This window comes from Rhodococcus sp. PD04, from assembly GCF_035918275.1.
GTDB lineage: Bacteria > Actinomycetota > Actinomycetes > Mycobacteriales > Mycobacteriaceae > Rhodococcus > Rhodococcus rhodochrous.
In genome coordinates this window covers 4,933,543-4,957,368 of record NZ_CP142143.1, presented here as the reverse complement: position 1 = coordinate 4,957,368, position 23,826 = coordinate 4,933,543, and the positions used below count along the sequence as shown (strand labels likewise).

At 68.4% G+C, this 23,826-nt stretch carries 25 protein-coding genes and 1 tRNA gene; 9 read left to right on the top strand and 17 right to left on the bottom strand.

Annotated features, from left to right (window positions below):
* Nucleotide 1: 1 nt before the first annotated feature.
* The 5 genes from U9J23_RS22720 to pcaB form a co-directional block, all read right to left on the bottom strand.
* A complete protein-coding gene (locus U9J23_RS22720) occupies nt 2–436 on the bottom strand; it encodes a DoxX family protein (RefSeq protein WP_174479633.1) in 435 nt (144 codons plus the stop codon).
* Between the two features lie 89 nt (nt 437–525).
* Nucleotides 526–1,737, bottom strand: coding sequence for an acetyl-CoA C-acetyltransferase (locus U9J23_RS22715; RefSeq protein WP_258260898.1), 1,212 nt, complete (start codon nt 1,735–1,737; stop codon nt 526–528).
* 22 nt (nt 1,738–1,759) lie between these two features.
* Complete coding sequence (locus tag U9J23_RS22710; protein ID WP_059382705.1) at nt 1,760–2,581, bottom strand: IclR family transcriptional regulator domain-containing protein; 822 nt, start codon at nt 2,579–2,581, stop codon at nt 1,760–1,762.
* Nucleotides 2,578–3,750, bottom strand: coding sequence for a bifunctional 3-oxoadipate enol-lactonase/4-carboxymuconolactone decarboxylase PcaDC (gene pcaDC, locus U9J23_RS22705; RefSeq protein WP_272265938.1), 1,173 nt, complete (start codon nt 3,748–3,750; stop codon nt 2,578–2,580). Before pcaDC ends, U9J23_RS22710 begins: the two co-directional genes overlap by 4 nt.
* Nucleotides 3,747–5,096 (bottom strand): 3-carboxy-cis,cis-muconate cycloisomerase, encoded by a 1,350-nt coding sequence (gene pcaB, locus U9J23_RS22700; RefSeq protein ID WP_272265937.1) that lies wholly within the window; start codon nt 5,094–5,096, stop codon nt 3,747–3,749. The genes pcaDC and pcaB overlap by 4 nt, the downstream gene beginning before the upstream one ends.
* Nucleotides 5,097–5,250: 154 nt before the next feature.
* Here pcaB and U9J23_RS22695 point away from each other — a divergent pair, with 154 nt between their 5' ends.
* Entirely contained in the window at nt 5,251–5,997 is a 747-nt protein-coding gene (locus tag U9J23_RS22695; RefSeq protein ID WP_272265936.1) for a CoA transferase subunit A, read from the top strand.
* Nucleotides 5,994–6,641: a CoA transferase subunit B gene (locus U9J23_RS22690; RefSeq protein ID WP_059382709.1), complete on the top strand. Its 648-nt coding sequence runs from the start codon at nt 5,994–5,996 to the stop codon at nt 6,639–6,641. The genes U9J23_RS22695 and U9J23_RS22690 overlap by 4 nt, the downstream gene beginning before the upstream one ends.
* A gap of 50 nt (nt 6,642–6,691) precedes the next feature.
* Here U9J23_RS22690 and U9J23_RS22685 read toward each other — a convergent pair whose 3' ends face one another.
* From U9J23_RS22685 to U9J23_RS22645, 9 genes are all read right to left on the bottom strand, one after another.
* On the bottom strand, nt 6,692–7,822 hold the full coding sequence (locus U9J23_RS22685) for an AI-2E family transporter (protein ID WP_059382710.1): 1,131 nt from the start codon (nt 7,820–7,822) through the stop codon (nt 6,692–6,694).
* A gap of 130 nt (nt 7,823–7,952) precedes the next feature.
* Nucleotides 7,953–8,029 (bottom strand) — tRNA-Met (locus U9J23_RS22680).
* Between the two features lie 148 nt (nt 8,030–8,177).
* Nucleotides 8,178–9,008 carry an SDR family NAD(P)-dependent oxidoreductase gene (locus U9J23_RS22675; RefSeq protein ID WP_106201062.1) on the bottom strand — a complete coding sequence of 277 codons (831 nt, stop codon included), beginning with the start codon at nt 9,006–9,008 and terminating at the stop codon, nt 8,178–8,180.
* Nucleotides 9,008–9,490, bottom strand: a complete 483-nt coding sequence (locus U9J23_RS22670) for a nuclear transport factor 2 family protein (protein WP_106201063.1) — start codon at nt 9,488–9,490, stop codon at nt 9,008–9,010. The genes U9J23_RS22675 and U9J23_RS22670 overlap by 1 nt, the downstream gene beginning before the upstream one ends.
* 102 nt (nt 9,491–9,592) lie before the next feature.
* Nucleotides 9,593–10,213, bottom strand: a complete 621-nt coding sequence (locus tag U9J23_RS22665) for an LON peptidase substrate-binding domain-containing protein (RefSeq protein WP_059382713.1) — start codon at nt 10,211–10,213, stop codon at nt 9,593–9,595.
* A complete protein-coding gene (locus tag U9J23_RS22660) occupies nt 10,213–10,686 on the bottom strand; it encodes a DUF309 domain-containing protein (protein WP_059382714.1) in 474 nt (157 codons plus the stop codon). Before U9J23_RS22660 ends, U9J23_RS22665 begins: the two co-directional genes overlap by 1 nt.
* Before the next feature lie 37 nt (nt 10,687–10,723).
* A complete protein-coding gene (locus U9J23_RS22655) occupies nt 10,724–11,467 on the bottom strand; it encodes an ESX secretion-associated protein EspG (protein WP_272265929.1) in 744 nt (247 codons plus the stop codon).
* 5 nt (nt 11,468–11,472) lie between these two features.
* Complete coding sequence (locus U9J23_RS22650) at nt 11,473–12,756, bottom strand: PPE domain-containing protein (protein WP_059382716.1); 1,284 nt, start codon at nt 12,754–12,756, stop codon at nt 11,473–11,475.
* Between the two features lie 104 nt (nt 12,757–12,860).
* Complete coding sequence (locus tag U9J23_RS22645; protein WP_272265927.1) at nt 12,861–13,463, bottom strand: TetR/AcrR family transcriptional regulator; 603 nt, start codon at nt 13,461–13,463, stop codon at nt 12,861–12,863.
* A gap of 292 nt (nt 13,464–13,755) precedes the next feature.
* Here U9J23_RS22645 and U9J23_RS22640 point away from each other — a divergent pair, with 292 nt between their 5' ends.
* The 3 genes from U9J23_RS22640 to U9J23_RS22630 all read left to right on the top strand — a co-directional run bounded on the left by U9J23_RS22640 (nt 13,756) and on the right by U9J23_RS22630 (nt 15,640).
* Nucleotides 13,756–14,517 (top strand): SDR family NAD(P)-dependent oxidoreductase, encoded by a 762-nt coding sequence (locus U9J23_RS22640; RefSeq protein ID WP_059382718.1) that lies wholly within the window; start codon nt 13,756–13,758, stop codon nt 14,515–14,517.
* A 32-nt stretch (nt 14,518–14,549) separates the two neighbouring features.
* Nucleotides 14,550–15,308: a 3-oxoacyl-ACP reductase FabG gene (gene fabG, locus U9J23_RS22635; protein WP_088898011.1), complete on the top strand. Its 759-nt coding sequence runs from the start codon at nt 14,550–14,552 to the stop codon at nt 15,306–15,308.
* Between the two features lie 119 nt (nt 15,309–15,427).
* Nucleotides 15,428–15,640 (top strand): DUF4287 domain-containing protein, encoded by a 213-nt coding sequence (locus U9J23_RS22630; protein ID WP_272265923.1) that lies wholly within the window; start codon nt 15,428–15,430, stop codon nt 15,638–15,640.
* 13 nt (nt 15,641–15,653) lie between these two features.
* Here U9J23_RS22630 and U9J23_RS22625 read toward each other — a convergent pair whose 3' ends face one another.
* Both U9J23_RS22625 and U9J23_RS22620 read right to left on the bottom strand, forming a co-directional pair.
* On the bottom strand, nt 15,654–16,757 hold the full coding sequence (locus U9J23_RS22625) for a CaiB/BaiF CoA transferase family protein (RefSeq protein ID WP_326600625.1): 1,104 nt from the start codon (nt 16,755–16,757) through the stop codon (nt 15,654–15,656).
* Entirely contained in the window at nt 16,754–17,941 is a 1,188-nt protein-coding gene (locus tag U9J23_RS22620; RefSeq protein ID WP_326600623.1) for an acyl-CoA dehydrogenase family protein, read from the bottom strand. The genes U9J23_RS22625 and U9J23_RS22620 overlap by 4 nt, the downstream gene beginning before the upstream one ends.
* A 144-nt stretch (nt 17,942–18,085) precedes the next feature.
* Here U9J23_RS22620 and U9J23_RS22615 point away from each other — a divergent pair, with 144 nt between their 5' ends.
* Entirely contained in the window at nt 18,086–19,093 is a 1,008-nt protein-coding gene (locus tag U9J23_RS22615) for a LacI family DNA-binding transcriptional regulator (RefSeq protein WP_272265918.1), read from the top strand.
* Nucleotides 19,094–19,099: 6 nt separating this feature from the next.
* Here the strand turns inward: U9J23_RS22615 and U9J23_RS22610 are convergent, their stop codons facing one another.
* Nucleotides 19,100–20,413 (bottom strand): serine/threonine-protein kinase, encoded by a 1,314-nt coding sequence (locus U9J23_RS22610; protein WP_272265916.1) that lies wholly within the window; start codon nt 20,411–20,413, stop codon nt 19,100–19,102.
* 158 nt (nt 20,414–20,571) lie between these two features.
* Between U9J23_RS22610 and U9J23_RS22605 the strand changes: the two genes are divergently transcribed.
* From U9J23_RS22605 to eutC, 3 genes are all read left to right on the top strand, one after another.
* Nucleotides 20,572–21,438 (top strand): SGNH/GDSL hydrolase family protein, encoded by an 867-nt coding sequence (locus U9J23_RS22605; protein ID WP_085470407.1) that lies wholly within the window; start codon nt 20,572–20,574, stop codon nt 21,436–21,438.
* A gap of 201 nt (nt 21,439–21,639) precedes the next feature.
* The gene (locus U9J23_RS22600; RefSeq protein ID WP_272265914.1) at nt 21,640–23,052 is read left to right on the top strand and encodes an ethanolamine ammonia-lyase subunit EutB; all 1,413 of its coding nucleotides are present in this window, start codon (nt 21,640–21,642) and stop codon (nt 23,050–23,052) included.
* Nucleotides 23,049–23,813, top strand: coding sequence for an ethanolamine ammonia-lyase subunit EutC (gene eutC, locus U9J23_RS22595; protein ID WP_272265912.1), 765 nt, complete (start codon nt 23,049–23,051; stop codon nt 23,811–23,813). Before U9J23_RS22600 ends, eutC begins: the two co-directional genes overlap by 4 nt.
* Nucleotides 23,814–23,826: the final 13 nt, after the last annotated feature.

Sequence of the window (23,826 nt, the reverse complement as noted above, 5' to 3'; positions counted from 1 at the left end):
GTCAGCGTCGGGGGGTTCCGGTGGACCACAGGGCCCACAGGATGAGCACGGGCTGGAAGAACAAGCGGATCAGGCGCTTACGGTCGGTGTCGAGACCGAAGGCGCTGCGCTTGCCGAGATACTGGGCGATGTTGCCCGGGAAGACGGCCGCGAAGAACAGTGCGGCCAGGCGGCCGACACGGACGCGGTCGCGGTTCGCCACGGCGAGTCCGGCGCCGAGCATGATCTCGACACCGCCGGACGCCATGACCACGCCGTCCTTGTCCATCGGCACCCAGTCGGGCACCTGGGCCTGGAAGTCCTTGCGGGCCCAGAAGAGATGGCTCAGTCCGGCGAAGACGAGTGAGGCGGCCAGCAGATAACGCGCGAGGGTCCGGGCTCGTGTCGTGGGCGGAGCAGGGGCTTCGGTCGGGGGAGTTATCTGAACTTCGCTCATGATCACGAGCGTACGGACTGTACGGTGCTCGCGACGGGGATCGCGTCGCGAGCACCGTAGGCCACATCAGGTGATGCGTTCGACGGCCGTCAGGCGATGCGCTCGAATACCGCAGCGAGCCCCTGGCCGCCGCCGATGCACATCGTCTCGAGTCCGTAGCGACCCTCACGGCGGTCGAGTTCGCGCAGCAGGGTGGCGAGGATGCGTCCGCCGGTCGCGCCCACCGGGTGTCCGAGCGAGATGCCGGAGCCGTTGGGATTCAGGCGCGGGTCGTCGGCCTCGATGCCCCACGAGCGCGTGACCGCGAGAGCCTGGGCGGCGAACGCCTCGTTGAGTTCGATGACGTCCATGTCGGCGAGCGTCAGTCCGAGTCGGCCGAGGGCCTTCTCGCTGGCGGGCACCGGGCCGATGCCCATGGTGCGCGGCGGCACACCGGCCACCGCCCAGCTCGCGAGGCGAGCGAACGGACGCAGACCCAGCGCGGCGGCCTTCTCGGCGGTGGTGACGATCGCGAGGGCGGCCCCGTCGTTCTGGCCGCTGGCGTTGCCGGCGGTGACGGTCGACTCGGGATCGATCTTGCCGCGGATCGGGCGCAGTTTGGCGAGGGTCTCCATCGAGGTGTCGGCGCGGGGGTGTTCGTCGGTGTCGACGACGAGCGGATCGCCCTTGCGCTGCGGCACGGTGACGGGCACGATCTCCTGCGCGAACACGCCGTTCTTCTGCGCGGTGACGGCCCGCTGGTGCGACTGCACGGCCAGGGCGTCCTGGTCCTCACGGCTGATGGAGAACTCGGCGCGCAGGTTCTCGGCGGTCTCGATCATGCCGCCGGGCACGGGGAAGTCGCGGCCGCCGGCGGTGACGCGGGCCCGGGCGAGACGATCGGAGAGGGCGACGGCTTCACCCTTGACGCCCCAGCGCATACCGGTGGCGTAGAACTCGGCCTGGCTCATCGACTCGGCGCCGCCGGCGAGGATCAGGTCGCTGGCGCCGGTCTGCACCTGCATGACGGCCTGCACGATCGCCTGCAGGCCCGAGCCGCAGCGGCGGTCGACCTGCAGGCCCGGAACGTCCACGCCGAGACCGGCGTTGAGGGCGGCGACGCGGCCGAGGGCGGGGGCCTCACCGTTGGGGGAGGCTTGGCCGAGGAAGACGTCGTCGATGTCGGAACCGGTGATGCCGGTGCGGGCGACGAGTTCGCGGATGACGGTGGCCGCGAGATCCTCGGGTGCGATGTCCTTCAGAACACCGCCGAACCTGCCCACCGGGGTGCGCAGGGGTTCGCAGATCACTACGTCGGTCATGATGTACCTCGATCGGGATTGTTCACTGGTGGGTCTGGGTGCGGGCGAGATCCGTGGAGATCGCTCCGGCGGTGGCGAGCAACGCCGGGACGAGCTCGTCGTGCACGGTCTCCATCCGGTAGCGGGCCGCGTGGGTCGACAGGTTCACCGACGCCACAACGGTTCCCGACGCATCGCGGATGGGCGCGGCGAGCGAGCGCAGGCCCTCCTCGAGTTCCTGGTCGACGATGCAGTATCCGTTGCGTCGCACCGTGGCGATCTCGGCGCGCAGTTCCTCGGCGGTGGTGACGGTGTTGCCGGTGATGGGAGCGAACTCGGCGCGCGCGAGGTAGGCGTCGAGTTCGTCGTCGTTCAATCCGGCGAGCAGTACCCGTCCCATGGAGGTCGCGTAGGCGGGGAAGCGGGTGCCGAGGGTGATGGTGACGGTCATGATGCGGCTGACCGGAACTCGCGCGACGTAGACGACGTCGGTGCCGTCGAGCACCGACACCGAGGTCGATTCCTTGACCTTCTCGGCGAGCGCCTCGAGATGGGGTCGCGCGACCTCCGGCAGTGTCAGCGCCGACAGGTAGCTGTAGCCGAGTTCGAGCACCCGTGGGGTGAGCCAGAACTGGGATCCGTCGGTGCGGACGTAGCCGAGTTCGATGAGCGTCAACAGGAATCGGCGGGCGGTGGCGCGGGTGAGGCCGGTCGCGCGGGCGACGTCGGAGAGCGACTGCCGCTGGGCGTGCGCACCGAAGGCTTTGATGACCGACAGGCCACGCGCCAGCGACTGCACGTAATCGGGTGACGCTCCGGGGTTCTCGCGAGTGACCTCGGGGGCGGTGACGTCGGACGTGCTCACGATCCCGCACCTCCCTCGGTGTCGGCCAGCGCCTGCTTGCCGAGCGCGAACGCCCGGTTGCTGTTGGGGACACCCGCGTAGACCGCGGTGTGCAGGAAGACCTCGACGAGGTCGTCGGGATCGATCCCGGCGCGCAGGGCGGCGCGGATGTGCATGTCGAGTTCGTGCTCGTTGCCGACCGCGGTGAGGATCGCGAGGGTCAGCAGCCGGCGGGTGCGGTGGTCCAGACCCGGGCGTGCCCAGATGTCGCCCCACGCGGTGCGGGTGATGAAATCCTGGAAGGGCCGGGTGAATTCGGTGGCCGACTCGATGGACCGGTCGACGTGCGCGTCGCCGAGGACGGAACGGCGCACCCGTAGGCCCTCTTCGAACACCGCGGTGCGGTGCGCGGCGGACGGCGTGGCGCGCGACGAGATGTGTTCGCGGATCAGCTTCGTGACCCGTCCCGCCTGCTCCACGTTGGCGAGGTGTGCGCCGGGGGAGAGGACGTGGAAGGCCGAGTCGGCGATCCCGTCGGCCAGTTGCTGCATCGTCGACGGCGGGGTGGCGGGATCCTGCTCACCGGCGATCACCAGGGTGGGCGCGACGATCCGGGCGAGGTCGGGACGGCCGTCCCAGGTCGCCAGTGCCTCGCAGCACGCGGCGTAGCCCTCGTCGGTGGTGCCCTTCACCATCTCGACGTGGCGGGCGACGAGCTCCGGATCGTGTTCGGCCAGTTCGGGAGTGAACCAGCGCGAGACGATCGAATCGGCGATGGAGGCCAGGCCGTCGTTGCGGACCGATACGGCCCGGTCGTACCAGGGCTGGGCAGGCTGGAAGGCCGGCGAGGTGCACAGCAGCGTCAGCGTGCGCACGCGCTCGGGGTGATGCGCCGCGAGCCACTGCCCGACGGCACCGCCGAGCGACAGGCCGACGTAGTGCACGGCGTCGAGTTCGAGCGAGTCGAGCAGGGCGACGACGTCGCCGGCGAGTTCCTCGATCGTGTAGGGACCGGACGGCGCGGGCGATGCGCCGTGCCCGCGATGGTCTGCTGCGACGACGTTCCAGTCGGTCGCCAAGGCGTGGATCTGCGGTCCCCACATCGACAGGTCCGAACCGAGCGAACCGAGGAACAGGACGGTCGGCTTCGTGGGGTCGCCGTACTGTTCGTAGTTGAGCGTGACGGTCATCGGGCATCTCCTGTGGTTCGGTTCGTGCTGTCGTGACGGGCGAGAACGCGGTCGACGATGTCTGCGGCATGGCCGAGATAACGCGTGGGATCGAGAAGTTCGCGCACGTCCTGCGGGTCGAGATGTGCGGTGATGGCGGGATCCTCGTCGAGCGGCCTGCCGGCGACCGCCGCGTCGGTGACGATCGAGCGGGCGTCGTCGGTGTGTTCGGCGAGTGCCGCTGTGACCTTCTCGGCCAGGATCGCTCCGCCGGTGAGGGCGAGGTTACGGTCGAGCGCGTCGGTGTGGACGTGCAAACCGTTCAGGCTCGTCGAGAGTTGGTGCGCGGCACCGCCGGTGAGGCGCAGGATGTCGGCGAGCGTCTCCCATTCGGCGTGCCAGGCACCGGCGGCCCGCTGGAACTCGTGATCGGTCGACGACAGGATCGTCGAGACGAGGCCGGGAACGCGTCGGGCAGCAGCGCGCGCGGTGATCGCCGCGACGGGATTGCGCTTGTGCGGCATGGCCGACGACCCGCCGGGCGCATCCTCGCTCACCTCACCGAACTCGGTGCTCGCCATGAGCACGACGTCGGTGGCGGGTTTCGCGACCGCGCCCGCGGCGACACCGAGTGTGCCCGCGAGGGTCGTGACGGGGGTGCGGGCGGTGTGCCACGGCGCGACGGGACGCGCGAGCCCGAGCAGGTCGGCGACGGTGTCGGCGAACGCGAAGCCGTCGGGGTGGACGGCGGCGAGCGTGCCGGCGGCCCCGCCGTACTGGGCGGGCAGGGCGGACAGCGCGCGGTCGAGTGCGCCGGCGGCGTCGTCGAGGGACAGGAGCCAACCGGCCGCGAGCGCACCGAAGGTGGTCGGCAGTGCCTGCTGGCCGAGAGTGCGCGCGACCATCGGTGTCTCGCGATGGGCGGCGGCGAGACGCGCTGCGCCGTCGGCTGCGGAGCGCAGGTTCGCCAGGGCGATCCCTCCTGCGCGGCGGGCGAGCAGCATCAGCGCGGTGTCGAGCACGTCCTGGCTGGTCGCGCCGACGTGCACGGCGCGCGCGGGAGCGTCGGCGCGCTCGCGCAGCAGGGAGACCAGGGGGATGACGCCGTTGCCGCCCGCCGCGGACCGTCGACCGAGGTCGGCGGGATCGAGTTCCTCGGCGAGGGAAGTCGCGGCTGTCGCGACGGCGTCGGCGTGGGTGTTCTCGACGCGGCCGAGTGCGGCGGCTGCGCGGGTCAGCGCGACCTCCACGTCGAGCAGGGCACCGATCCACGCGCGATCCGACAGGGCGACGCCGAGTTCGTCCGCGCCGAAGACGGGATCGAACAGCGGGCCCCGATGTCCGGCGTCGGGGGATGAGGGAGACACGGACCTCCGATCCGAAACGTTCGCTATGTGGACGGATGGACGCTATGCGAACAGGCTAGTGCGGCCGTTCTGCGCTCGCAACGATCCTACGCGGATTTGTTCGCATTGCGGACGGGAGTTCACATGACGTACACCTGAGGGTATCGTGGCACACATGGACAAAGTCGTTGCCTCCGCCGCCGAGGCCGTAGCCGACATCCCCGACGGCGTCACGATCGCCGTCGGAGGGTTCGGCCTGGTCGGCATCCCCGAGATCCTCATCAACGCGTTGCTCGAACAGGGCGCCACCGACATCGAGACCGTCAGCAACAACTGCGGTACCGACGGCTTCGGGCTCGGTCTGCTGCTCGAGAAGGGCCGCATCCGCCGCACCATCTCGTCGTACGTCGGCTCCAACAAGGAGTTCGCGCGCCAGTACCTCGCCGGCGAACTCGAAGTCGAGCTCACCCCGCAGGGCACGCTCGCCGAGCGCCTGCGCGCCGGTGGCGCGGGCATCCCCGCCTTCTTCACCCCCGCCGGCGTCGGCACGGCCGTCGAGGAAGGCGGACTCCCGCTGCGCTACGACGGTCACGGCGGCATCGCCCTCGCGTCGAAGCCGAAGGAGACCCGCGAGTTCGACGGCGAGACCTACGTGCTCGAACGTGGCATCGTCGCCGACTACGCGCTCGTGCACGCCTGGAAGGGCGACCGCCACGGCAACCTCGTCTACCGAGCGAGCGCCCGCAACTTCAACCCGCCGGCCGCCGCCTCGGGTCGCATCACGATCGCGCAGGTCGAGCACCTCGTCGAACCCGGCGAACTCGACCCCAACGAAATCCACACGCCCGGCATCCACGTGCAGCGTGTCGTACACGTCGGCCCCGTCGAGGTCGGCATCGAGAACCGGACGGTGCGCTCATGACACAGGCAACGAAGAAGGGGCTGACCCGCGAGGAGATGGCGGCACGCGTCGCCAAGGAACTCGAGGACGGCCAGTACGTCAACCTCGGAATCGGCATGCCCACCCTCGTGCCGAACTACCTCGAGCCCGGCGTCGAGGTCATCCTGCACTCCGAGAACGGTGTGCTCGGCGTCGGCCCGTACCCGACCGAGGACGAACTCGACCCCGAGCTCATCAACGCCGGCAAGGAAACTATCACCGCGATCCCCGGTGCGTCGTACTTCGACTCGGCGCAGTCGTTCGGCATGATCCGCGGCGGCCAGATCGACGTCGCCGTGCTCGGCGCGATGCAGGTCTCCGCCAAGGGCGACATCGCCAACTGGATGGTGCCCGGCGCGATGGTCAAGGGTATGGGCGGCGCGATGGACCTCGTCCACGGCGCCAAGCGCGTCATCGTGATGATGGATCACGTCACCAAGAAGGGTGATCCGAAGATCCTCGAGGAGTGCGCGCTGCCGCTCACCGGTCGTGGATGCGTGCAGCGCATCATCACCGACCTCGCGGTCATCGACGTCACCGACGAGGGTCTGAAGCTCGTCGAGACGGCACCCGGTGTGACCACCGAGGACGTCGTCGCTGCGACGGCGGCGAAGCTGATCGTCTGATCATCGGACAATGACGGGCCGGGCACGAGGGAATCTCGTGCCCGGCCCTCTCAGTCGTAGTCGTCATTGTCGGCCGTGAGCTCCGGGGCGTCGGGGTCCGGTTCGTCCCCGCCCACCTCCGGGATCAGTTCGTAGCGGTGCCCGAACGACTCGGCGAGCGCCTGCAGGATCGCCACCACCGGCACGGACACCAGCGCCCCCACCGGGCCGAACAGGGTGGCGCCGACGATCACCGAACCGAACGCCACCGCCGGGTGGATCGACACCGTGCGGGCCGTGATGCGCGGGTGCAGCACATAGTTCTCGATCTGCTGGTAGACCGTGCCGAAGGCGATCACCCACACACCGTCGAGCGGTTGCTGCACCGCGGCGATGAGCGCGGGGAGCCCGATCGCGAGATAGGTGCCGAGAGTGGGGATGAACTGCGAGACCACCCCGGTCCAGATCGCGAGGGGCAGCCAGTACGGAACCCCGATGATGAGGAAGAAGATTCCGGTGAAGATCGACGCCGCGGCGGCGAGGATCAACCGGGAGACGACATAGCCGCCGGCCTTCTCCACCGAGGTCTCCCACACGTTCGCGATCAGCTGCTGCTGCCGGGCCGGGAACCAGCTCGCGATCGTCCGGCGCATCTTCGGCCCCTCGGCCGACATGTAGAAGACGAACAGCAGCATCGTCAGGATCTGGAACAGGGCACCGACCAGAGTGCTGAGGACGCCGAGGACACCGGGCGTGAAACGTTGCGCGAGATCGCGAACGGTATCGGGTGTGATCTTGAACAGCTCGTCCCCGGTCTTGAAGTTGGTGTCGAAGGTGCGGTTCGCCCAATCGGTGATGCGCGTGAGCGCGTCCGGCAGTGTGGTGAGCAACTGGGCGATCTGTTCGAACAGGAGCGTGCCGAACACCGCGAAGAAACCGACCGTGAGCAGGATCAGGGAGAACAGCACGAGGCCGGTGCCGGCACCGCGACGCATCCCGAACCGCTCGAGGCGGTCGACGATCGGTTCGATGGTGATGCTGAACAACCACGCCAGGAACAGCAGGCCGAGGAAGCCCTTCAGATTGTGGAAGAGCCAGCCCGACATCTGATAGAAGGCGACGGCCAGCAGAACACCGACGATCGTGGGCCGGAGCCAGCGGGGAGTTCGTGGTCGATCGGCGACGGTTGCGCGCTTGGCCATCACACCCTCCCGCTCTGCAGAGACTCTGCCGCGAAATCTACTCGGTGAGCGCGGCCGGGGGAGCCGTACCGAGGCCGAGGAGCATTCACAAAAGAACCGGCCCGGACTCGTGTGAGTCCGGGCCGGTCGGTGGTAGCGGGGACAGGATTCGAACCTGCGACCTCTGGGTTATGAGCCCAGCGAGCTACCGAGCTGCTCCACCCCGCGTTGCATGTCCAACCATACACGACTTCCGAGGGTGCTCCGACCACCCCTCGTCCGGGCCGCCCGATCGAAGGGGAGGTTGTGTGCGACTTTTACGAATTCGACGCACACAACATCCCCCGAGTTTCGACTCCCGACGCCGCGGTCGTCGTCAGAACAACGGCCCGCCCCCGAAGATGTCCCGGTGTGAATCGGGTTGGTTGCCTTCGACGTCCACGATGCCGTAGTCGAGTGCGGTCTCGGCGGTGATGAGGGTGCGACCGCTGCGCGCGTTCACCTCGGGGTCGGCCGCGAGAGCGACGATCACCCGTCCGATGAACTCCGGTGTCTCGGCGTTGGCCAGCGAGAAGCCCTCGAAGTTGTCGATGCCGCGGGCGAGCATGGCCTCGTTCTTCACCAGTCCCGGCCACAGCGACAGGGTGGTCACCCCGGTGCCTCGGAGTTCGACGGCCATGTCGGCGGCCATCTTGTCCAGGCCGGCCTTCGACATGCCGTACAGCACCGAATGCAGGTAGCCGCGGGTGCCGAACGACGAGATGTTGACGATCATCCCGCTGTTGCGCGGCACCATCAGCTGCGCGGCTTCGACGGAGGCGACGTAGTGCGCGCGGAGACCGACGCCGATCAGGCTGTCCCAGTCGCTGATCGGGCGTTTCCAGAACGGTTCGGAGAACCCCGCGAATCCCGGCGGTGATGCCCACACGTTGTTGACGAGCAGATCGAGGCGGGAATCCTGCTCGTCGGCGATCCGGCCGAACAGTTCGTGGATCTGTGCGTCGTCGCGGTGGTCGCACTGCATGGCGATACCTCGTCCGCCGCGTTCGGTGACCTCCGCCGCGGTGCGGTCGAGTGGTCCGTCGACGCCGACGGGGCCGCGGGCGGTGACGTAGACGGTCCAGCCGTCGGAGCCGAGGGCGCACGCGATGCCCTTGCCGACGCTGCGACTCGCGCCGGTGACCAGCGCGACCTTTGCTTCTGTCATCACTGCACCACTTCCACGTCGTCGGTGAGAGCCCGCTGGATCGACCACAGCACCTTCACGTGGCAGCGGGAGATCTTCCATTCGCCGTTCTCGACCACGTAGTCGTCGTCGTAGTCGAGCGCGGTGACCCGTTCGGTGCGGGCACGCAGATCCACCTGCCGGAATCGCAGCGTCCAGGCGCCGGTCGCGGTGTCGGGCCCGGTCAGGTGGATGCTCGGATGCATGCCGTGATGCATGTCGAGCACGACGTAGCGGTCGTCGATCCGTTCGAGAGCGATTCGGGAATAGATGTCGACCAGGGCGTCGGCGTCGTCGAAACTACCCAGCGCCGGTCCGTAGTAGATGTCGGCTCCGTGCTCGACGAAGCACCTGCGCATCGCCTCCGGGTCCTTGGCGTCGCACGCCCGGAAGTAGCGATGCTTGAGCATCCTGATCTCTTCGAGGGCTTCGAGCCGGGCCAACCGTTGTTCGACGGTGTCCATCGGGGTGCCTTCCGGTCGGGGACGAACGGTGTCCCGGACCCTAGCCCGCAACCATGAGACCGGAAGAGCGATACTCCCACTCACCGGGCGGGCGCACGCGTCTCAGCCCTTCAGCTTCCATTCCGCGAGATCGACTGCGGTGGAGATCGCTTCGAGCAGCACGGCCATGCGTTCGGCCGGACCCGGCGCGGCGAGAACCGCGTAGCGGTCCGCTTCCCCCATGGGCACGTACCGGGCGAGCGCGAACAGTCGCGCCCCCGGATCCTCCGGTAGTTCGGTGGTGGCGGGAGGCAGCGGGGCCTGGCCACCCGTGAGGCGGTCGAGCACCCCGTACAGCCGGCCCATCGGTCCGGTGATCGCGGCGAAATCCACCGGCCCCGAATCGGTGTCGGGCCAGGGCTCCACCTCGGCGAGGGGATAGGGATCGTCGGGGAGCCATCGGGTGACGCGAATACGCTCCTCCGCAATGCATTCGAGTTCGCGGCGACCCGCACCGACCTCGGTGTCGACCATGATCCGCGCAATGGTGCCGACGTCGTGTCGCTGCTCGCCTCCGCCCACTTCGTGTCCTCGGGCGATGAGGACGACCCCGAAACGGGGGCCGTCCGGTGATGCCGTGCAGTCCTGGACGAGCTGCTGATATCTCGGCTCGAAGATGCGCAATGGAAGGTCGGACCCGGGAAGCAACGCGGTGCCGAGCGGGAACATGGGAAGTATCGGCATCAGGGCATCCTCAGGCGCGGGGTCGGGGGAGCGGGGATCGGTTCGTCGCGAGCGATCTCGGTGAGCAGATGATCGGCCCAACTCGCGAGGCCGTCGATATCGAGCCGGTAGGGCGGTTCGTCCTCGTAGTGCCGCACCCGCGCCTGTCCCTGCTTCAGCAGCGACGCCGCGCCGGTGGGGTTGCCCCGGAGCAGATGCGTCAGCCCCACGGCGAGCTGGGCGAGGCCCTGCCAGAGGGGACGTTCCTCGGGCGGCGCCTTCTTCCACATCGCTTCGAAGACCTCGTGGGCGTGGAACGGAAAGCCGTGGTCGAGGAGGCGCTGACCTTCGGCGATGGTCTCCTCGACATCCAGATCGATGTCTTCGGGAACACGTTCGACGCCTTCTTCGCCCGGCGGCAACGGACGCCCCAGGGCGTCGCGCGGACGCGCGTTCTGCGGCCTGCCGTCGGGTGTGCGGTCCCGGTCCGTCATGTCGCCAGCCTAGACGAACGGCCGGTTCGGGAAGGGATCACTGCCGTCGCAGGACGCCGCTCCGACCCTCGTGCGACGGCTTGCGCACCCGGGACAGCTGCGCCGACAGTTCCCGGACGAATGCGTCGACGGTGCCCGGTGCGACGCGGAGGTCGGGACCGGGGAGGAAGAGGTACCGGCCGTCGCCCACGACGTCGAACCAGCCGATGTCGGCGACGGGTGTGTATCCAGGGTTCGAGTACCGCAGGATGCGGATGCTGCCGGTGGCCGAGCGTTCGCGACGCAGCAACCGGCGCAACGACTCTGCGTGCGTGCCACCCGCCGGACGACGGACAGCGCCGAATTCGGACGGCTCGAGCACGTCCCGACTCGGCGCGGTGCGTGCCGGTTCGCGGCCCGGCGCTACGACCGGCAGGTGTCCGACGATCGCGCCCGCGAGATCGGTGGTCGTGGTGATGCGGATGTCGCCCGCGGCGGGAGCCTGGCGGGCGAGGACGGCCTGCTCGCCGGTCGCGGCGACGCGGACGAAGACCTCGCAGGTCGGGTCGGTGGAGCGGCCGTAGACCTCCACCGCGACCTCGCCGGTCAGCAGCCTCCGCATCGCGTCGTCGAGGGCGGGGTCGGGAGTCTCGTGCAGCCACGCGCGAGCGGCCTGCAGGTTCGCGGCGTGTTCGTCTTCCCACATCGCCGAGGTGCGATAACGCAGGGGGAAGGGGAACTCGTCGCCACCCGCGGCTGTCCACGACGCCAGGAATCGATCGGGTGTCAGATGCCGGTCCACAGAGCTCAGGCCCCCAGAACCGGCGGAGCGGTGTCGGGCAGCGACCCGATCAGTTCGTTTCCGTTCTCGCCGGTGACGAGATATCCGGCCGCGCGTTTGTCCTGTTCGTCGCCGCGTGAGGAGGCCGGGGCCATTCCGGGCATCATGCCGAACGGGCGGATTCCGGCACCGCGAGTCGCGGCGGCACCGGGCCGGCCGGCAGCACCGCCGGTGGGTGCGGCTCCCGCGACGAGCGGAGCGGGTCCCGCCGCGGGCGATGCGCCACCGGCCGACCCGACGCCACCGGCGCCCGGCAGGCCACCTCCGACACCTGCACCCGCTCCGGAGGACGGTGAGCCATACGACTGACCGGTCGGGCTTCCGAGGGCGCCGCTCGCTGACGGGGAGGTGGATGCAGGAGTGGTCGCCGCAGGATCGTTCGAGCCAGCCCTACCAGCCGAATCCGATCCTTCCGACCGGCCGTCCGCACCTTCACCGGACGTCGATGCGTCCGTACGGTTCTCCGCTTCCGTGGCGGTCTGCCCATCCGGACGTTCTCCGTCCCCGCCCGGGATTCCCGTCGGGTCGCCGGCGGTCCGGGCGTCGCCGACACCCGGTGTGCCGTAGCCCTGAGGAACGAATGTTTCGGTCGCGCGACTCGTGGTGGCGGCATACGGGGAGGGCAGGACCGGAACCGCCGTGCCGGAATCGCGGTAGTACGGCTTGTAGAGGGCTTCCATCACCCGCACGGCCTGGGCGCGAACGGCTTCCTCCTGCCGGGCGGCAGCAGCACCCGCGAGGGGATCGAGCGCGTACAGGACCGACGACGTGTTCACCGTGGGTGGAGGCACGGACGCTCGCACTCGCTCGCCGACGTCGGCGGCGATGCGGAGTTTCTCGGACGTCGCGCGTGCGGCGTCGGACAACTGTTGTGCGGATTCGCCGAATCGCACCGTTGCGTCCATCGCGGCCTCGGCCGCCGGGCCCTCCCAGTGCCGGCCGATGAGCTTGCGGATCATCAGCGTTCCCCACGCGACGGTGAGGCTGAAACCCTTTCCGAGTTCGGCCCATTCGGTGGCCAAAGTGGTCATCGCGACGGGATTGATGCTCTGGGCGAGCCGATGGATGTCGGCATGCTCCATGCCGTGGAAGTTCTCGAATGCCGCGATGTATTCGGGATCGACTCCCACGTCGATGCGCGCGGCGAGGGCGTCGTAGTTGGACTGCCGTCGAGAGACGGAATCGGGGACCGGGGCGTCGACCCCGAGCGACACCAGTAGTCGGTCGACGATGTTGTCATTCGTGGACATGGACGACAGCTCCCCCTCCGATGCTCTCGCGTCTCGAGGAGCCGACGGCGGCGCGATATCCCCCTGCCCACGTAGATCCCCCCGATCCGATGGTGGCGACGATGCTAACGCACGGCACCGACCAGACGCAGGGCAAGATCGGCATACAGGTCGCTGATCGTCGCGGCGTCGTCGTAGCGGCCCGAGGGGTACCAGCGGCAGACGTCGACGCAGAGCGACATCAGCGCGAGGGTGACACCTTCGGCGTCCGGGAGGGTGAACTCGCCCGAGGCGTGGCCGGCGTCCACGACACCCCGCACGACCTGCGTGGTCTGCCGTCGTAGTCCGACGATCGTGCGGTAGTGCTCGCGGTCGAGCGCGGCCAGTTCGTACTGGATGACCCGGCTCCACCGGTGGTTCTCCGCCTGCCAGGCGGCGAAGCGTCCGATGACGGAGGCGAGCCGGTCGGACGGCTCGGCGTCGGGGCGGTCGGCGTTCTCGAGGACCTCCAGGGCGAGTGCATGACCCTCGTAGGCGATAGCGAAGAGCAGCTCTTCCTTGGACGCGTAGTGCGGATACATCGCGGCGGGACTCATACCGAGTCGGGCCGCGATCCGGCGGGTCGTGGTGCCGCCGTAGCCGTGCTCAGCGAACTCCTCGATCGCGGCCGTGCGGATGCGAGCAGCGGCCTTGGATCCGCCGACGACGTCGTCCCATGCATCACTCACGAGGGCGCTTCCGTTCTGTCCGGTTGATGTTGACAAGCCCGCTACGGCATCGCACGATAAGCGAGCGCTTAGAAATAAGCCAGTGCTTATCGACTTGGTAACGGTGGGTGCGACGCGGGGTCCTCTCCGCGCTGCAACGCCTGCGGCAACATAGGATCCGCCGAAGAGAAGAATAGGACCTGGCTCTGAAAGGTAGTGCTGTCCAATCAAATTGGATACAGGCTGTTTGGTGGATGAGAAGGCGGTCGGCTATACAGTTCCTGTAGGCCCCGTCACAGCGAGGAGATGACGTATGTCCGTGCTCGACCGCTTCCGTCTCGACGGCCGCGTTGCCATCGTCACCGGTGCCTCTTCAGGCCTCGGTGTCGCATTCGCCCGAGGGCTGGCCGAGGCAGGGGCCGACGTCGTGCTCGCCGCACGCCGCGTCGACCGCCTCGAGAAGACCGCCGAGCTGGTCCGGGAGGCCGGACGGCAGGCCGTCACGGTCGAGACCGACATCGCCGATCCCGAACAGGCGCAGCGCATGGTCGATCAGGCGGTCGAGCAGCTCGGCCGGGTGGACATCCTCATCAACAATGCCGGTATCGGCACCGCCGTCCCTGCCACCAAGGAGACCCCCGACCAGTTCCGGCAGGTCATCGACATCAACCTGAACGGATCCTATTGGGCGGCACAGGCCGTCGGCCGTGTGATGCAGCCCGGTAGCTCGATCGTCAACATCTCGTCGGTTCTCGGCCTCACCACGGCCGGCCTACCGCAGGCCGCGTACTCGGCCAGCAAGGCGGGCGTCATCGGCCTCACGCGCGACCTGGCCCAGCAGTGGGGAGCGCGTAAGGGAATCCGCGTCAACGCCATCGCCCCCGGCTTCTTCCACACCGAGATGACGGACGAGTACCAGCCCGGCTACCTCGACTCGATGAAGCCGCGAATCATCCTCGGCCGGACCGGGGATGCCGATGAGATCGCAGCCACCGCAGTCTGGCTGGCGTCCGACGCCTCCGCCTACGTCACCGGTCAGACCATCGCCGTGGACGGCGGACTCACCATCACCTGACGGCACCACCCATCCCCCTACGGAGGAACGCTATGAGCACACAGCCCCGCACTGCCATCGTCACCGGAGCCGCACGCGGTATCGGCGCCGCCGTCGCGAAGCGGCTCGCCGGCGACGGCTACCAGGTCGCCGTCCTCGACCTCGACGAATCTGCCTGCAAGGACACCGTTTCGGCTATCGAGTCCGCCGGCGGCAAGGCGCTCGCCGTGGGTGCCGACGTCGCCGACGAGAAGTCCGTCGCCGCTGCCGTCGAGAAGGTCGCCACCGAACTCGGCGAGCCCACCGTCCTGATCAACAACGCCGGCATCACCCGCGACAACCTGCTGTTCAAGATGACGGTCGAGGACTGGGACGCCGTCATGAACGTGCACCTGCGTGGCGCCTTCCTCATGACGCGTGCCGTCCAGAGCTACATGGTCGACGCCAAGTTCGGTCGCATCGTCAACCTCTCGAGCACCTCGGCCCTCGGCAACCGCGGCCAGGTCAACTACTCCGCTGCCAAGGCCGGCATGCAGGGCTTCACGAAGACCCTCGCGATCGAGCTGGGCAAGTTCGGTGTCACCGCCAACGCCATCGCGCCGGGTTTCATCGCCACCGAGATGACCGCCGCGACCGCCGAGCGTCTCGGCCTGTCGTTCGACGACTTCAAGTCGAACATCGCAGCCAACATCCCGGTCGGCCGTATCGGCGAGGTCGACGACATCGCCCACACCGCATCGTTCCTCGCGTCCGAGGGCGCAGGCTTCGTGTCCGGTCAGGTCATCTACGTGGCCGGTGGCCCGAAGGCCTGATCCCCTTCCGAACATCCGCGGCGCCGCGTCCCCTCCGGGACTGCGGCGCCGCGGTCGTTTTTTTACGGATCGAACGGAACGGCCCGACCGTGTCGGTCGTCGCGGTTAACCTCTCCGGCATGAGCGAGAAGGTCAAGGGGCCGGAGTCGTATTTTCCGTCGATCGAGCAGAAGTACGGACGCCCGATCGAGGAGTGGAAGAACATGATCCGCGCGTCGGATCTCACCAAGCACATGGAACTCGTGAACTGGCTGAAGCAGGAACACGGGATGGGTCACGGGCACGCCAATGCTCTCGTCGCCCACACTCTGAAGGAACAGAAGTCCGACTGACGAGAGCCTCCGACTATGCCAACCGCGGGGGTGCGGTGCGGTAGGTGGCGGGGGTGGCGCTGAGCCGGATCGGGTTGGCGATCTGACGAAGCGGAGCCTCCCGGTCGGGATCGTCGATCGACACCACCGGCGACAGGCCGAGTCGTTCGGCGAGCGCGACCGCGTCGGCGATGTCGTTGAGCGGACCGCACGGCACCCGGGCTGCGGTCAGAGCGTCGAACCACGCGTCGGCGGTGTCCGTCGACAGCAGCTCGTCGACGATCTTCGTCAGCTCCTCCCGGTTCGCGACGCGGGCGGTATTCGTGGTGAACCGCTCGTCGGTGGCGAGTTCCGGAGCGCCGAGAACCTCGACCAGCGAAGAGAATTGGCGATCGTTTCCCACGGCGAGGACGAACGGCCGGTCGGCCGTGTGGAACACCTCGTAGGGCGCGATGCTCGGATGACGATTGCCCATCGCCTTCGGCACCACTCCCGCCGCGACGTAGCCCGACGACTGGTTCGCCAGCGCCGACAACAGGGACGACAGCAGGTTCACCTCGACGCGTTGGCCCTCACCGGTGCGGTCGCGGTGCCGCAGCGCGGCGAGGATACCGAGCGCAGCGTGCATTCCGGTGATGATGTCGACCACGGCGACACCGACCTTGGTGGGTGTCGCCGGGTCGGGCCCGGTGATGCTCATCAGACCGCCGACGGCCTGGATGAGCAGGTCGTAGCCGGGCAGGTTGTTGTGTCCGCCGAAGCCGGTGATCGAGGTGTAGACGATGCCGGGGTTGAGTTCCCGGACCTGCTCGTATCCGAGCCCGAGCCGAGTCATCGTGCCGGGCAAGAAGTTCTCGACGACGACATCGGCGCGGGCGACGAGATCGCGTGCCTGAGCGAGTCCTTCATTGGTGGTCAGGTCGATGGCCACCGACTTCTTGTTGCGGTTGACGCCGAGGAAGTAGGTCGACTCGTCGCCGACCCAGGGTGGTCCCCAGTGCCGGGTGTCGTCCCCGAAGCCGGGTCGTTCGATCTTGACGACCTCCGCCCCGAGGTCGGCGAGCAGCATGGTGGCGTAGGGGCCGGCGAGCACGCGACCGAAGTCGGCGATCACCAGCCCTTCCAACGCTCCGCTCACCGGAAGGCCGCCTCACCGGTCAGCGCCTTGCCGATGGTCAGCTGATGGACCTCGGAGGTGCCCTCGTAGGTCAGCACCGACTCGAGGTTGTTGGCGTGACGGATGACGGGGTACTCGAGCGTGATTCCGTTGGCGCCGAGGATGGTACGGCATTCACGGGCGATGGCGATGGCCTCGCGCACGTTGTTGAGCTTGCCGAGGCTGACCTGCTCCGGGGCGATCTCGCCGCGGTCCTTGATGCGGCCGAGGTGGTAGGCGAGCAGGTGGCCCTTGCCGACCTCGAGCGCCATGTCGGAGATCTTGGCCTGGGTGAGCTGGTAGCCGGCGAGCGGCTTGTCGAACACCTCGCGGGACTGCGAGTACTCGATGGCGGTCTCGAGGCAGTCGCGGGCGGCACCGATGGCACCGAAGACGATGCCGAATCGGGCCTCGCCGAGGGAGGTGAGCGGTCCGCGCAGCCCCTTGGCCTTCGGCATCATCGCCGAGGCGGGCAGGCGCACGCCGTCGAGGACGAGCTCCGAGGTGACCGAGGCGCGCAGCGACATCTTGGAGTGGATCTCCGGTGCGGAGAAACCGGGGGTGTCGGTGGGGACGACGAAGCCGCGGATTCCCTTGGCGCCTTCTTCGAGGTCGGTCTGCGCCCAGACGACGGCGACGTCGGCGATCGAGCCGTTGGTGATCCACATCTTGGTGCCGTTGAGGATCCAGTCGTCGCCGTCGCGCTTGGCGTTGGTGCGCATCCCGGCGGGGTTGGAGCCGAAGTCGGGCTCGGTGAGGCCGAAGCAACCGATGGCCTCACCGGCGGCCATGCGGGGGAGCCACTCCTGCTTCTGCTCCTCGCTGCCCCAATGGTGGATGGAGAACATCGCCAGCGAGCCCTGCACGGACACGAGGCTGCGGATGCCGGAGTCGACGGCCTCGAGTTCGAGGCAGGCCAGGCCGTAGGCAGTGGCGCTCATGCCGGCGCAACCGTAGCCGTCGAGGTGCATGCCCAGTACGCCCAGCTGTCCGAGTTCCTTCGCGAGCTCGCGCGCCGGAAACTTTGCTTCCTCGAACCACTGGGCCACGTGCGGACGGATGCGCTCGTCACCGAACTTGCGGACGGTGTCGCGGATGTCGATCTCCTCCTGCTCGAGCAGGGAGTCGAGGGCGAACAGCTGGGTGAGCGACTGAGCGTTGGACATGGCCTTCTCCGGTGGTCGAGGAAACGTTTGTCAGAACGATTGCGAGAACGTTTGCACGATCGATTGCGTGGCCTACGCTAAAGGCATGCTCCGGGCACGTCAACCCGGAACACGAACTCGATGCCGTACCAGCAGGAGAGCCGAATGTCCCGTCCCGACCGCGCCCCGACGCTCAAGGAGATCGCCGAGCGCGCCGGTGTCCACGTCTCGACGGCATCCCGGGTGCTGCGCCAGCCCGAACCGGTCGACGGCTGGTCGGACTCGGCCCTGCGGGTGCGGGAGGTCGCGGCCGAACTGGGCTATCGCCCCAATCTGTGGGCGGCGAGCCTGCGGACCCGCAAGACCACGACCCTCGGTGTCGTCATGCCGCGACTCACCGACGGCGTGGTCGCCACGACCTACCAGGGCATCGAGGAAGCCGCCACGAAGGCGGGCTATTCGGTGCTGCTGTCGAGCCCACCCGACGATCTCGAGGCGCAACGTCGCGCCATCGCGCTGCTCGTGGGCCGGCAGGTCGACGGTCTGCTGCTGAGCAGCATGCACCTCCCGGGGCGCCAGTTCGTCGAGTCGCTGGCACTCGGGTCGCTGCCCATCCTCGCGGTCACCCGGCACGCCGACGCCGGGTTGCCGTTCGTGGTGGGCGACGACTACCGCGGTGGTGCGCTGGCCGCCCGGCACCTGCTCGACCGCGGCTACGACGACCTGGCGATCATCGCAGGCCCCGACCACGCGAGCACCGCCCGCGACCGGCGCGACGGCTTCGTCGACACCCTGAAGGAAGCATCGGTGGCACTGCCGCCCGAGCGGATCGTGCGGTCGAGCTTCGACGTCGCCGGGGGTGTGGAGGCCGCGCGTGCGCTGCTGGATCGCCCCGATCGTCCCCGCGCGATCTTTGCGGTCAGCGACACCATCGCGATCGGCATTCTCGGTGTCGCCCGCGACCTGGGTCTGGCCATCCCCGACGACCTCGCCGTAATCGGTTACAACGACATTCCCGTCGTCGCGCAGCTGCCGGTTCCGCTCACCACCGTGCGATCGCCCGCGCACGATATCGGGGTGACCGCCATCGAGCGGCTCCTCGAACTCGTGCGAAACGGAGAAACGGAATCGACGCGACTTCCCGTCGAACTCGTGGTGCGCGCCTCGAGCTGAGCGACCTCACCCGTTACCGCGGCCGCTGTTCCCGTTGCCGCTGTTCCCGTTCCCATTGCCGTTGTTGCCGTTGTGGTTGCCGCTGTTCCCCCGCGAATTGCCGTTCCCGTTGTTGTTGCCGGGTCCGCTGTTCCCGCGGGATTCGGGTTCGGACCTCGGGGGCCCGGCATCCGCCGACGGTGCGACAGGAGCGGGTACGACGGGCGGAACCACGGGGGTCTCGTCCGCTGTGCGAGCCGGGACGACCGTCGATTCGGGAGTCACAGGGAGTTCGGTGGTGGCCGGTACCCGTTCGGGCGTCGATGCGGACATGCCCGGCGTCCGGGTCTCCGGAGTGGCCGTCGGCGGGGAGTCGCCCCGTCCGAATCCGAGCGCGAGACCACCCACGGCGAGCGCCCCGGCCAGCGTCAGACCCGCCGCGACGAGAACTCCACGTGAACGGTCCGTTCCTGCGGTGGTCGCCGGTCCGGCGATCTCACTCGCCGGCAGGCGGGCTGTCGCGGCGCGGAATCCGTCGGAATTCCGCAGTGCGGAGAGCATCTCGTGCGCACTGCGGAACCGGTCGGAAGGCTCTCGTGCCATGGCCCGCTCGATCACTGCGACGAGCCCCGGATGGGCATCCGGGCGGAGATCGGCGAGTGGCCGCGGACGGTCGCGCGTGATGGCCCGTGCCAGCGCGAGGATGTTGTCCTCGGCGAACGGCCTCCGCCCGCACAGGGCCTCGTAACCGACGACCCCGACCGCGTACAGATCGTCCGTCACGGACGCGGGGTGACCGGTGATGCGGTCCGGGCTCAGATAGGCGACGGTCCCCACGAGTTCACCCGTATGGGTAAGGTCGTCGCCGACGCTCTTCGCGATACCGAAATCGGCGACCTCGATCTCGCCGTTCTCTGCGATGAGCACGTTCGCCGGCTTGATGTCCCGGTGGAGGATCCCCGCCCCGTGTGCGGCGACGAGGGCCTCGAGAATTCCGGCGAGCACCGTACGCACCCGATCGGCGGGTAGGGGTCCGCGGGCGATGTCGTCGGCGAGCGTCCGCCCGGGGAGCCGTTCCATAACGATGTAGGGACGTCCGTCGTGTTCACCCGTGTCGTACACGGCGACGATGCGAGGGTGGTTCAGGGCCGCGGCGGCCCGGGCCTCGACCTCGAAACGACGTCGTACGTCCGGTCTGCTGCCGACCTCCCGTCCGAGCAGTTTGACGGCGACGGGCCGGTGGAGGCGGGTGTCCCAACCGTCGTGGATCTCGCCGTTGCCGCCCACGCCGAGCAGACCGCTCAGCTCGTAGCGGCCGTCGAGAACTTTGTGGACGGTCACAGGTCGACGGTAGCCGTTCGAAGGGGGGAGTAAACAAAATGCGCTGGTGGGAGGACGTGCATGCGAGCTTCATCCGTGATCTTCACCCGGTGCTCGTAACGCGTTTGTAATTCGTGCCGATCTCATGCCCGGGAGAAACACGCTGCCGGAGGGTCTGGATGAAGACGATTGTGCGAGCCGGGATCGTCGCCGGCATGGCAGCTGCATCGATGGTGTGGCCGGTATCCGCGATGAGCGACCCGGGCAACGAGCAGGGCATCCGCTACGTCGCGCTCGGCGACTCGCGTGCCGCCGGGCCTTACCTCGACGCAGCGGCGATGCTCAGCGGATGCGCCCGCGCGGACGCGGGATATCCGAACCTCGTTGCAGGCTCGCTGCAGACCGTCAGCTTCGTCAACGTCGCGTGTTCGGGTGCGCGCACCGAGCACATCACGTCCGTCCCGCAGCAGACGTCGACCGGATCGGTCCCGCCGCAGATCGATTCGCTCACGCCGGACACGAATCTCGTCACGCTGAGCATCGGCGGCAACGATGTCGGCTGGTCGGGGCTCGTCTCGGCCTGTTACACCGAGCTTCCGGGCGGCGACGCGCACTGCCGCACCGATCCGGGCACCACGTCGCGCATGGACGCCGCACTGAGTGCGCTCGGACCGAAGGTCACCACGACACTCACCGCCGTCCAGCAACGCGCACCACGCGCACGGGTCCTGCTGGTCGGGCACGGTGGGGTCTTCGGCAATCGGGGTTGCTGGCCGAACATCCCCACCAGCGATGCCGACGCCTCCTTCGTGACGAACTTCTTCGTGCGGATGAACCGAGTACTCGCCCGGTCCGCCGGCGAGGCCGGTGCCGAGTTCGTCGACGTCATGGCGGGATCGGAAGGGCACGACGCGTGTGCGCCCTCCGAGCAGCGCTTCTACGAGGGACGGCAGTCGCTGTCGCTGGCGAAGGCACTGCACCCCACCGCTGCGGGGATGCGGCACATGGCGCAGCGGGTGACGAACGTCTGGTACCAGCGGGGCTAGGTAGACAACCGAAAGGTGAGGCTCACAACCCTCGTGGTCGACCACCAGGATTGTGAGCCTCACTTCTGCGTTGTGGACCCTCCACCGACGACCAGCGGCGTTTCGTTCCTGACACTCGCCGGACACGACAGCGAAAAAGTGGAATGCTGCACTCCACTGCGTGCTCACATCCGTCGAACCGGTCCTGCGCGGGAGGCCTCGATGACGATCTACCGACAACAGCTCGGCGGAACCGGTTACGTCTTCGACGGCCTCGTCGATCTGCTCGGGAAGGCCTCCCCCCGCCGCTCGGGCGATGAACTCGCCGGATGCGCTGCCACCTCGGATGCCGAACGTGCCGCGGCACAACTGGCCCTCGCCGACCTCCCGCTGACCATCTTCCTCACCGAGGCGGTCGTGCCGTACGAGACCGACGAGGTCACCAGGCTGATCGTCGATACCCACGACGCGGCGGCCTTCGCGCCGGTCTCGCACATGACCGTCGGAGAACTGCGCGACCACCTCTTGGAGGTCGCGGCCCGACCGGACTCCGCCGACGTGCTCGCGGCACTCGCGCCGGGACTCACCCCGGAGATGGTCGCGGCGACCAGCAAGATCATGCGCAACCAGGACCTCATCGCGGTCTCCCGCGCTGCGACAGTGACCAGCGCGTTCCGCACGACCATCGGGTTGCCCGGCCGGCTCGCGACGCGCCTGCAACCGAACCATCCCGTCGACGATCCGCGTGGGGTCGCCGCGTCCGTCCTCGACGGTCTGCTGATGGGATGCGGCGACGCGGTGGTCGGCATCAATCCGGCGAGCGACTCACCGCACGCGGTGTCCGACCTGCTGCACCTGCTCGACGAGATCCGGCAACGATTCGAGATCCCCACCCAGTCGTGCGTGCTGACCCACGTCACCACCACCATCGATCTGATCGAGAAGGAGGCACCCGTCGACCTGGTGTTCCAATCCGTCGCCGGCACCGAGGGCGCCAACCGCAGCTTCGGTGTGGACCTCGCAGTGCTGCGGGAGGGCAACGAGGCCGGCAGGTCGCTGCGACGGGGGACCGTCGGTAACAACGTCATGTACTTCGAGACCGGGCAGGGCTCGGCGTTGTCGTCGGGAACCCATGTCGGCACCGGGGGCAGGCCGGTGGATCAGCAGACCCTCGAAGCGCGCGCGTATGCCGTTGCGCGCGAGTTCGATCCGCTGCTCGTCAACACCGTCGTCGGGTTCATCGGACCGGAATATCTGTACGACGGCAAGCAGATCATCCGCGCGGGTCTCGAAGACCAGTTCTGCGGCAAACTTCTCGGCCTGCCGATGGGTGTGGACGTCTGCTACACCAACCATGCCGAGGCCGATCAGGACGACATGGACACCCTGCTGACCCTGTTGGCCGTTGCCGGAACAGCATTCGTCATCACAGTGCCGGGTGCCGACGACGTGATGCTCGGCTACCAGTCGCTGTCGTTCCACGACGCGCTGTTCGTGCGGGAGGCCGCCGATCTGCGGCCGGCACCGGAATTCGAGGACTGGCTACGGCGGCAGGGCATGGCGGACGACGTCGGTCGCATCCTGCCGGTGGAGGTCGGCACATCCCCGCTGCGCGCACTCGGAGGTGCCCTGTGAGCGACCTGTGGGACGAACTGCGTCGGCACACCCAGGCCCGGATCGGGCTGGGACGCACCGGGAACAGCATCCCGACACGACGTCATCTGGAATTCGTGACGGCCCATGCCGAGGCGCGCGACGCCGTGCACGTCCCGCTCGATGTGCCCGCGATGGTGCGGCGGACGAAAGAGCTCGGACTCGGCGATCCGCTCGTCGTGGAAAGCGCAGCGGAGGATCGCAGTACGTATCTGCGACGTCCCGACCTCGGCCGGCAGCTCGCCGAGGGAACCATGCTGCCGCGAACGGAGGCCGATCTCGGTATCGCGCTGTGCGACGGATTGTCGTCCACCGCTCTCGACGCCCACGGACCCGACCTGCTCGCGGCGATCGTCGCTGCCCTGCCCGGGCTGACCGTGGCGCCGCCGGTGATCGCGACGCAGGCGCGCGTCGCGCTGGGCGACCATATCGGTGAACAACTCGGCGTCACGACGATGCTCGTGATCATCGGCGAACGGCCCGGCCTGTCGGTGGCCGACAGTGTCGGCGTGTACCTGACGCACCACCCGAGGCCGGGACGCAGTGACGCCGAACGCAACTGCGTGTCGAACATCCACCCACCCGGCGGGATGGCCTACGACCACGCGGCGCGCGTCGTCGCGGCTCTCGTGAACGGGGCGCGGCAGTTGGGGGCGTCGGGGGTGGCGTTGAAGGACACCTCGCGGGACCCCGCACTCACCGACCCCGACAGCGGAGCGGAAATCGGTCATCGGAGCGCGTAATAACGCGCACCTG

Bases quoted from the DNA above. Each gene is read 5' to 3' on its own strand.
- U9J23_RS22720 (WP_174479633.1), bottom strand. From the start codon at position 436: ATGAGCGAAGTTCAGATAACTCCCCCGACCGAAGCCCCTGCTCCGCCC.
- U9J23_RS22715 (WP_258260898.1), bottom strand. From the start codon at position 1,737: ATGACCGACGTAGTGATCTGCGAACCCCTGCGCACCCCGGTGGGCAGG.
- pcaDC (WP_272265938.1), bottom strand. From the start codon at position 3,750: ATGACCGTCACGCTCAACTACGAACAGTACGGCGACCCCACGAAGCCG.
- U9J23_RS22695 (WP_272265936.1), top strand. From the start codon at position 5,251: ATGGACAAAGTCGTTGCCTCCGCCGCCGAGGCCGTAGCCGACATCCCC.
- U9J23_RS22690 (WP_059382709.1), top strand. From the start codon at position 5,994: ATGACACAGGCAACGAAGAAGGGGCTGACCCGCGAGGAGATGGCGGCA.
- U9J23_RS22685 (WP_059382710.1), bottom strand. From the start codon at position 7,822: ATGGCCAAGCGCGCAACCGTCGCCGATCGACCACGAACTCCCCGCTGG.
- U9J23_RS22675 (WP_106201062.1), bottom strand. From the start codon at position 9,008: ATGACAGAAGCAAAGGTCGCGCTGGTCACCGGCGCGAGTCGCAGCGTC.
- U9J23_RS22670 (WP_106201063.1), bottom strand. From the start codon at position 9,490: ATGGACACCGTCGAACAACGGTTGGCCCGGCTCGAAGCCCTCGAAGAG.
- U9J23_RS22665 (WP_059382713.1), bottom strand. From the start codon at position 10,213: ATGCCGATACTTCCCATGTTCCCGCTCGGCACCGCGTTGCTTCCCGGG.
- U9J23_RS22660 (WP_059382714.1), bottom strand. From the start codon at position 10,686: ATGACGGACCGGGACCGCACACCCGACGGCAGGCCGCAGAACGCGCGT.
- U9J23_RS22650 (WP_059382716.1), bottom strand. From the start codon at position 12,756: ATGTCCACGAATGACAACATCGTCGACCGACTACTGGTGTCGCTCGGG.
- U9J23_RS22640 (WP_059382718.1), top strand. From the start codon at position 13,756: ATGTCCGTGCTCGACCGCTTCCGTCTCGACGGCCGCGTTGCCATCGTC.
- fabG (WP_088898011.1), top strand. From the start codon at position 14,550: ATGAGCACACAGCCCCGCACTGCCATCGTCACCGGAGCCGCACGCGGT.
- U9J23_RS22630 (WP_272265923.1), top strand. From the start codon at position 15,428: ATGAGCGAGAAGGTCAAGGGGCCGGAGTCGTATTTTCCGTCGATCGAG.
- U9J23_RS22620 (WP_326600623.1), bottom strand. From the start codon at position 17,941: ATGTCCAACGCTCAGTCGCTCACCCAGCTGTTCGCCCTCGACTCCCTG.
- U9J23_RS22615 (WP_272265918.1), top strand. From the start codon at position 18,086: ATGTCCCGTCCCGACCGCGCCCCGACGCTCAAGGAGATCGCCGAGCGC.
- U9J23_RS22605 (WP_085470407.1), top strand. From the start codon at position 20,572: ATGAAGACGATTGTGCGAGCCGGGATCGTCGCCGGCATGGCAGCTGCA.
- U9J23_RS22600 (WP_272265914.1), top strand. From the start codon at position 21,640: ATGACGATCTACCGACAACAGCTCGGCGGAACCGGTTACGTCTTCGAC.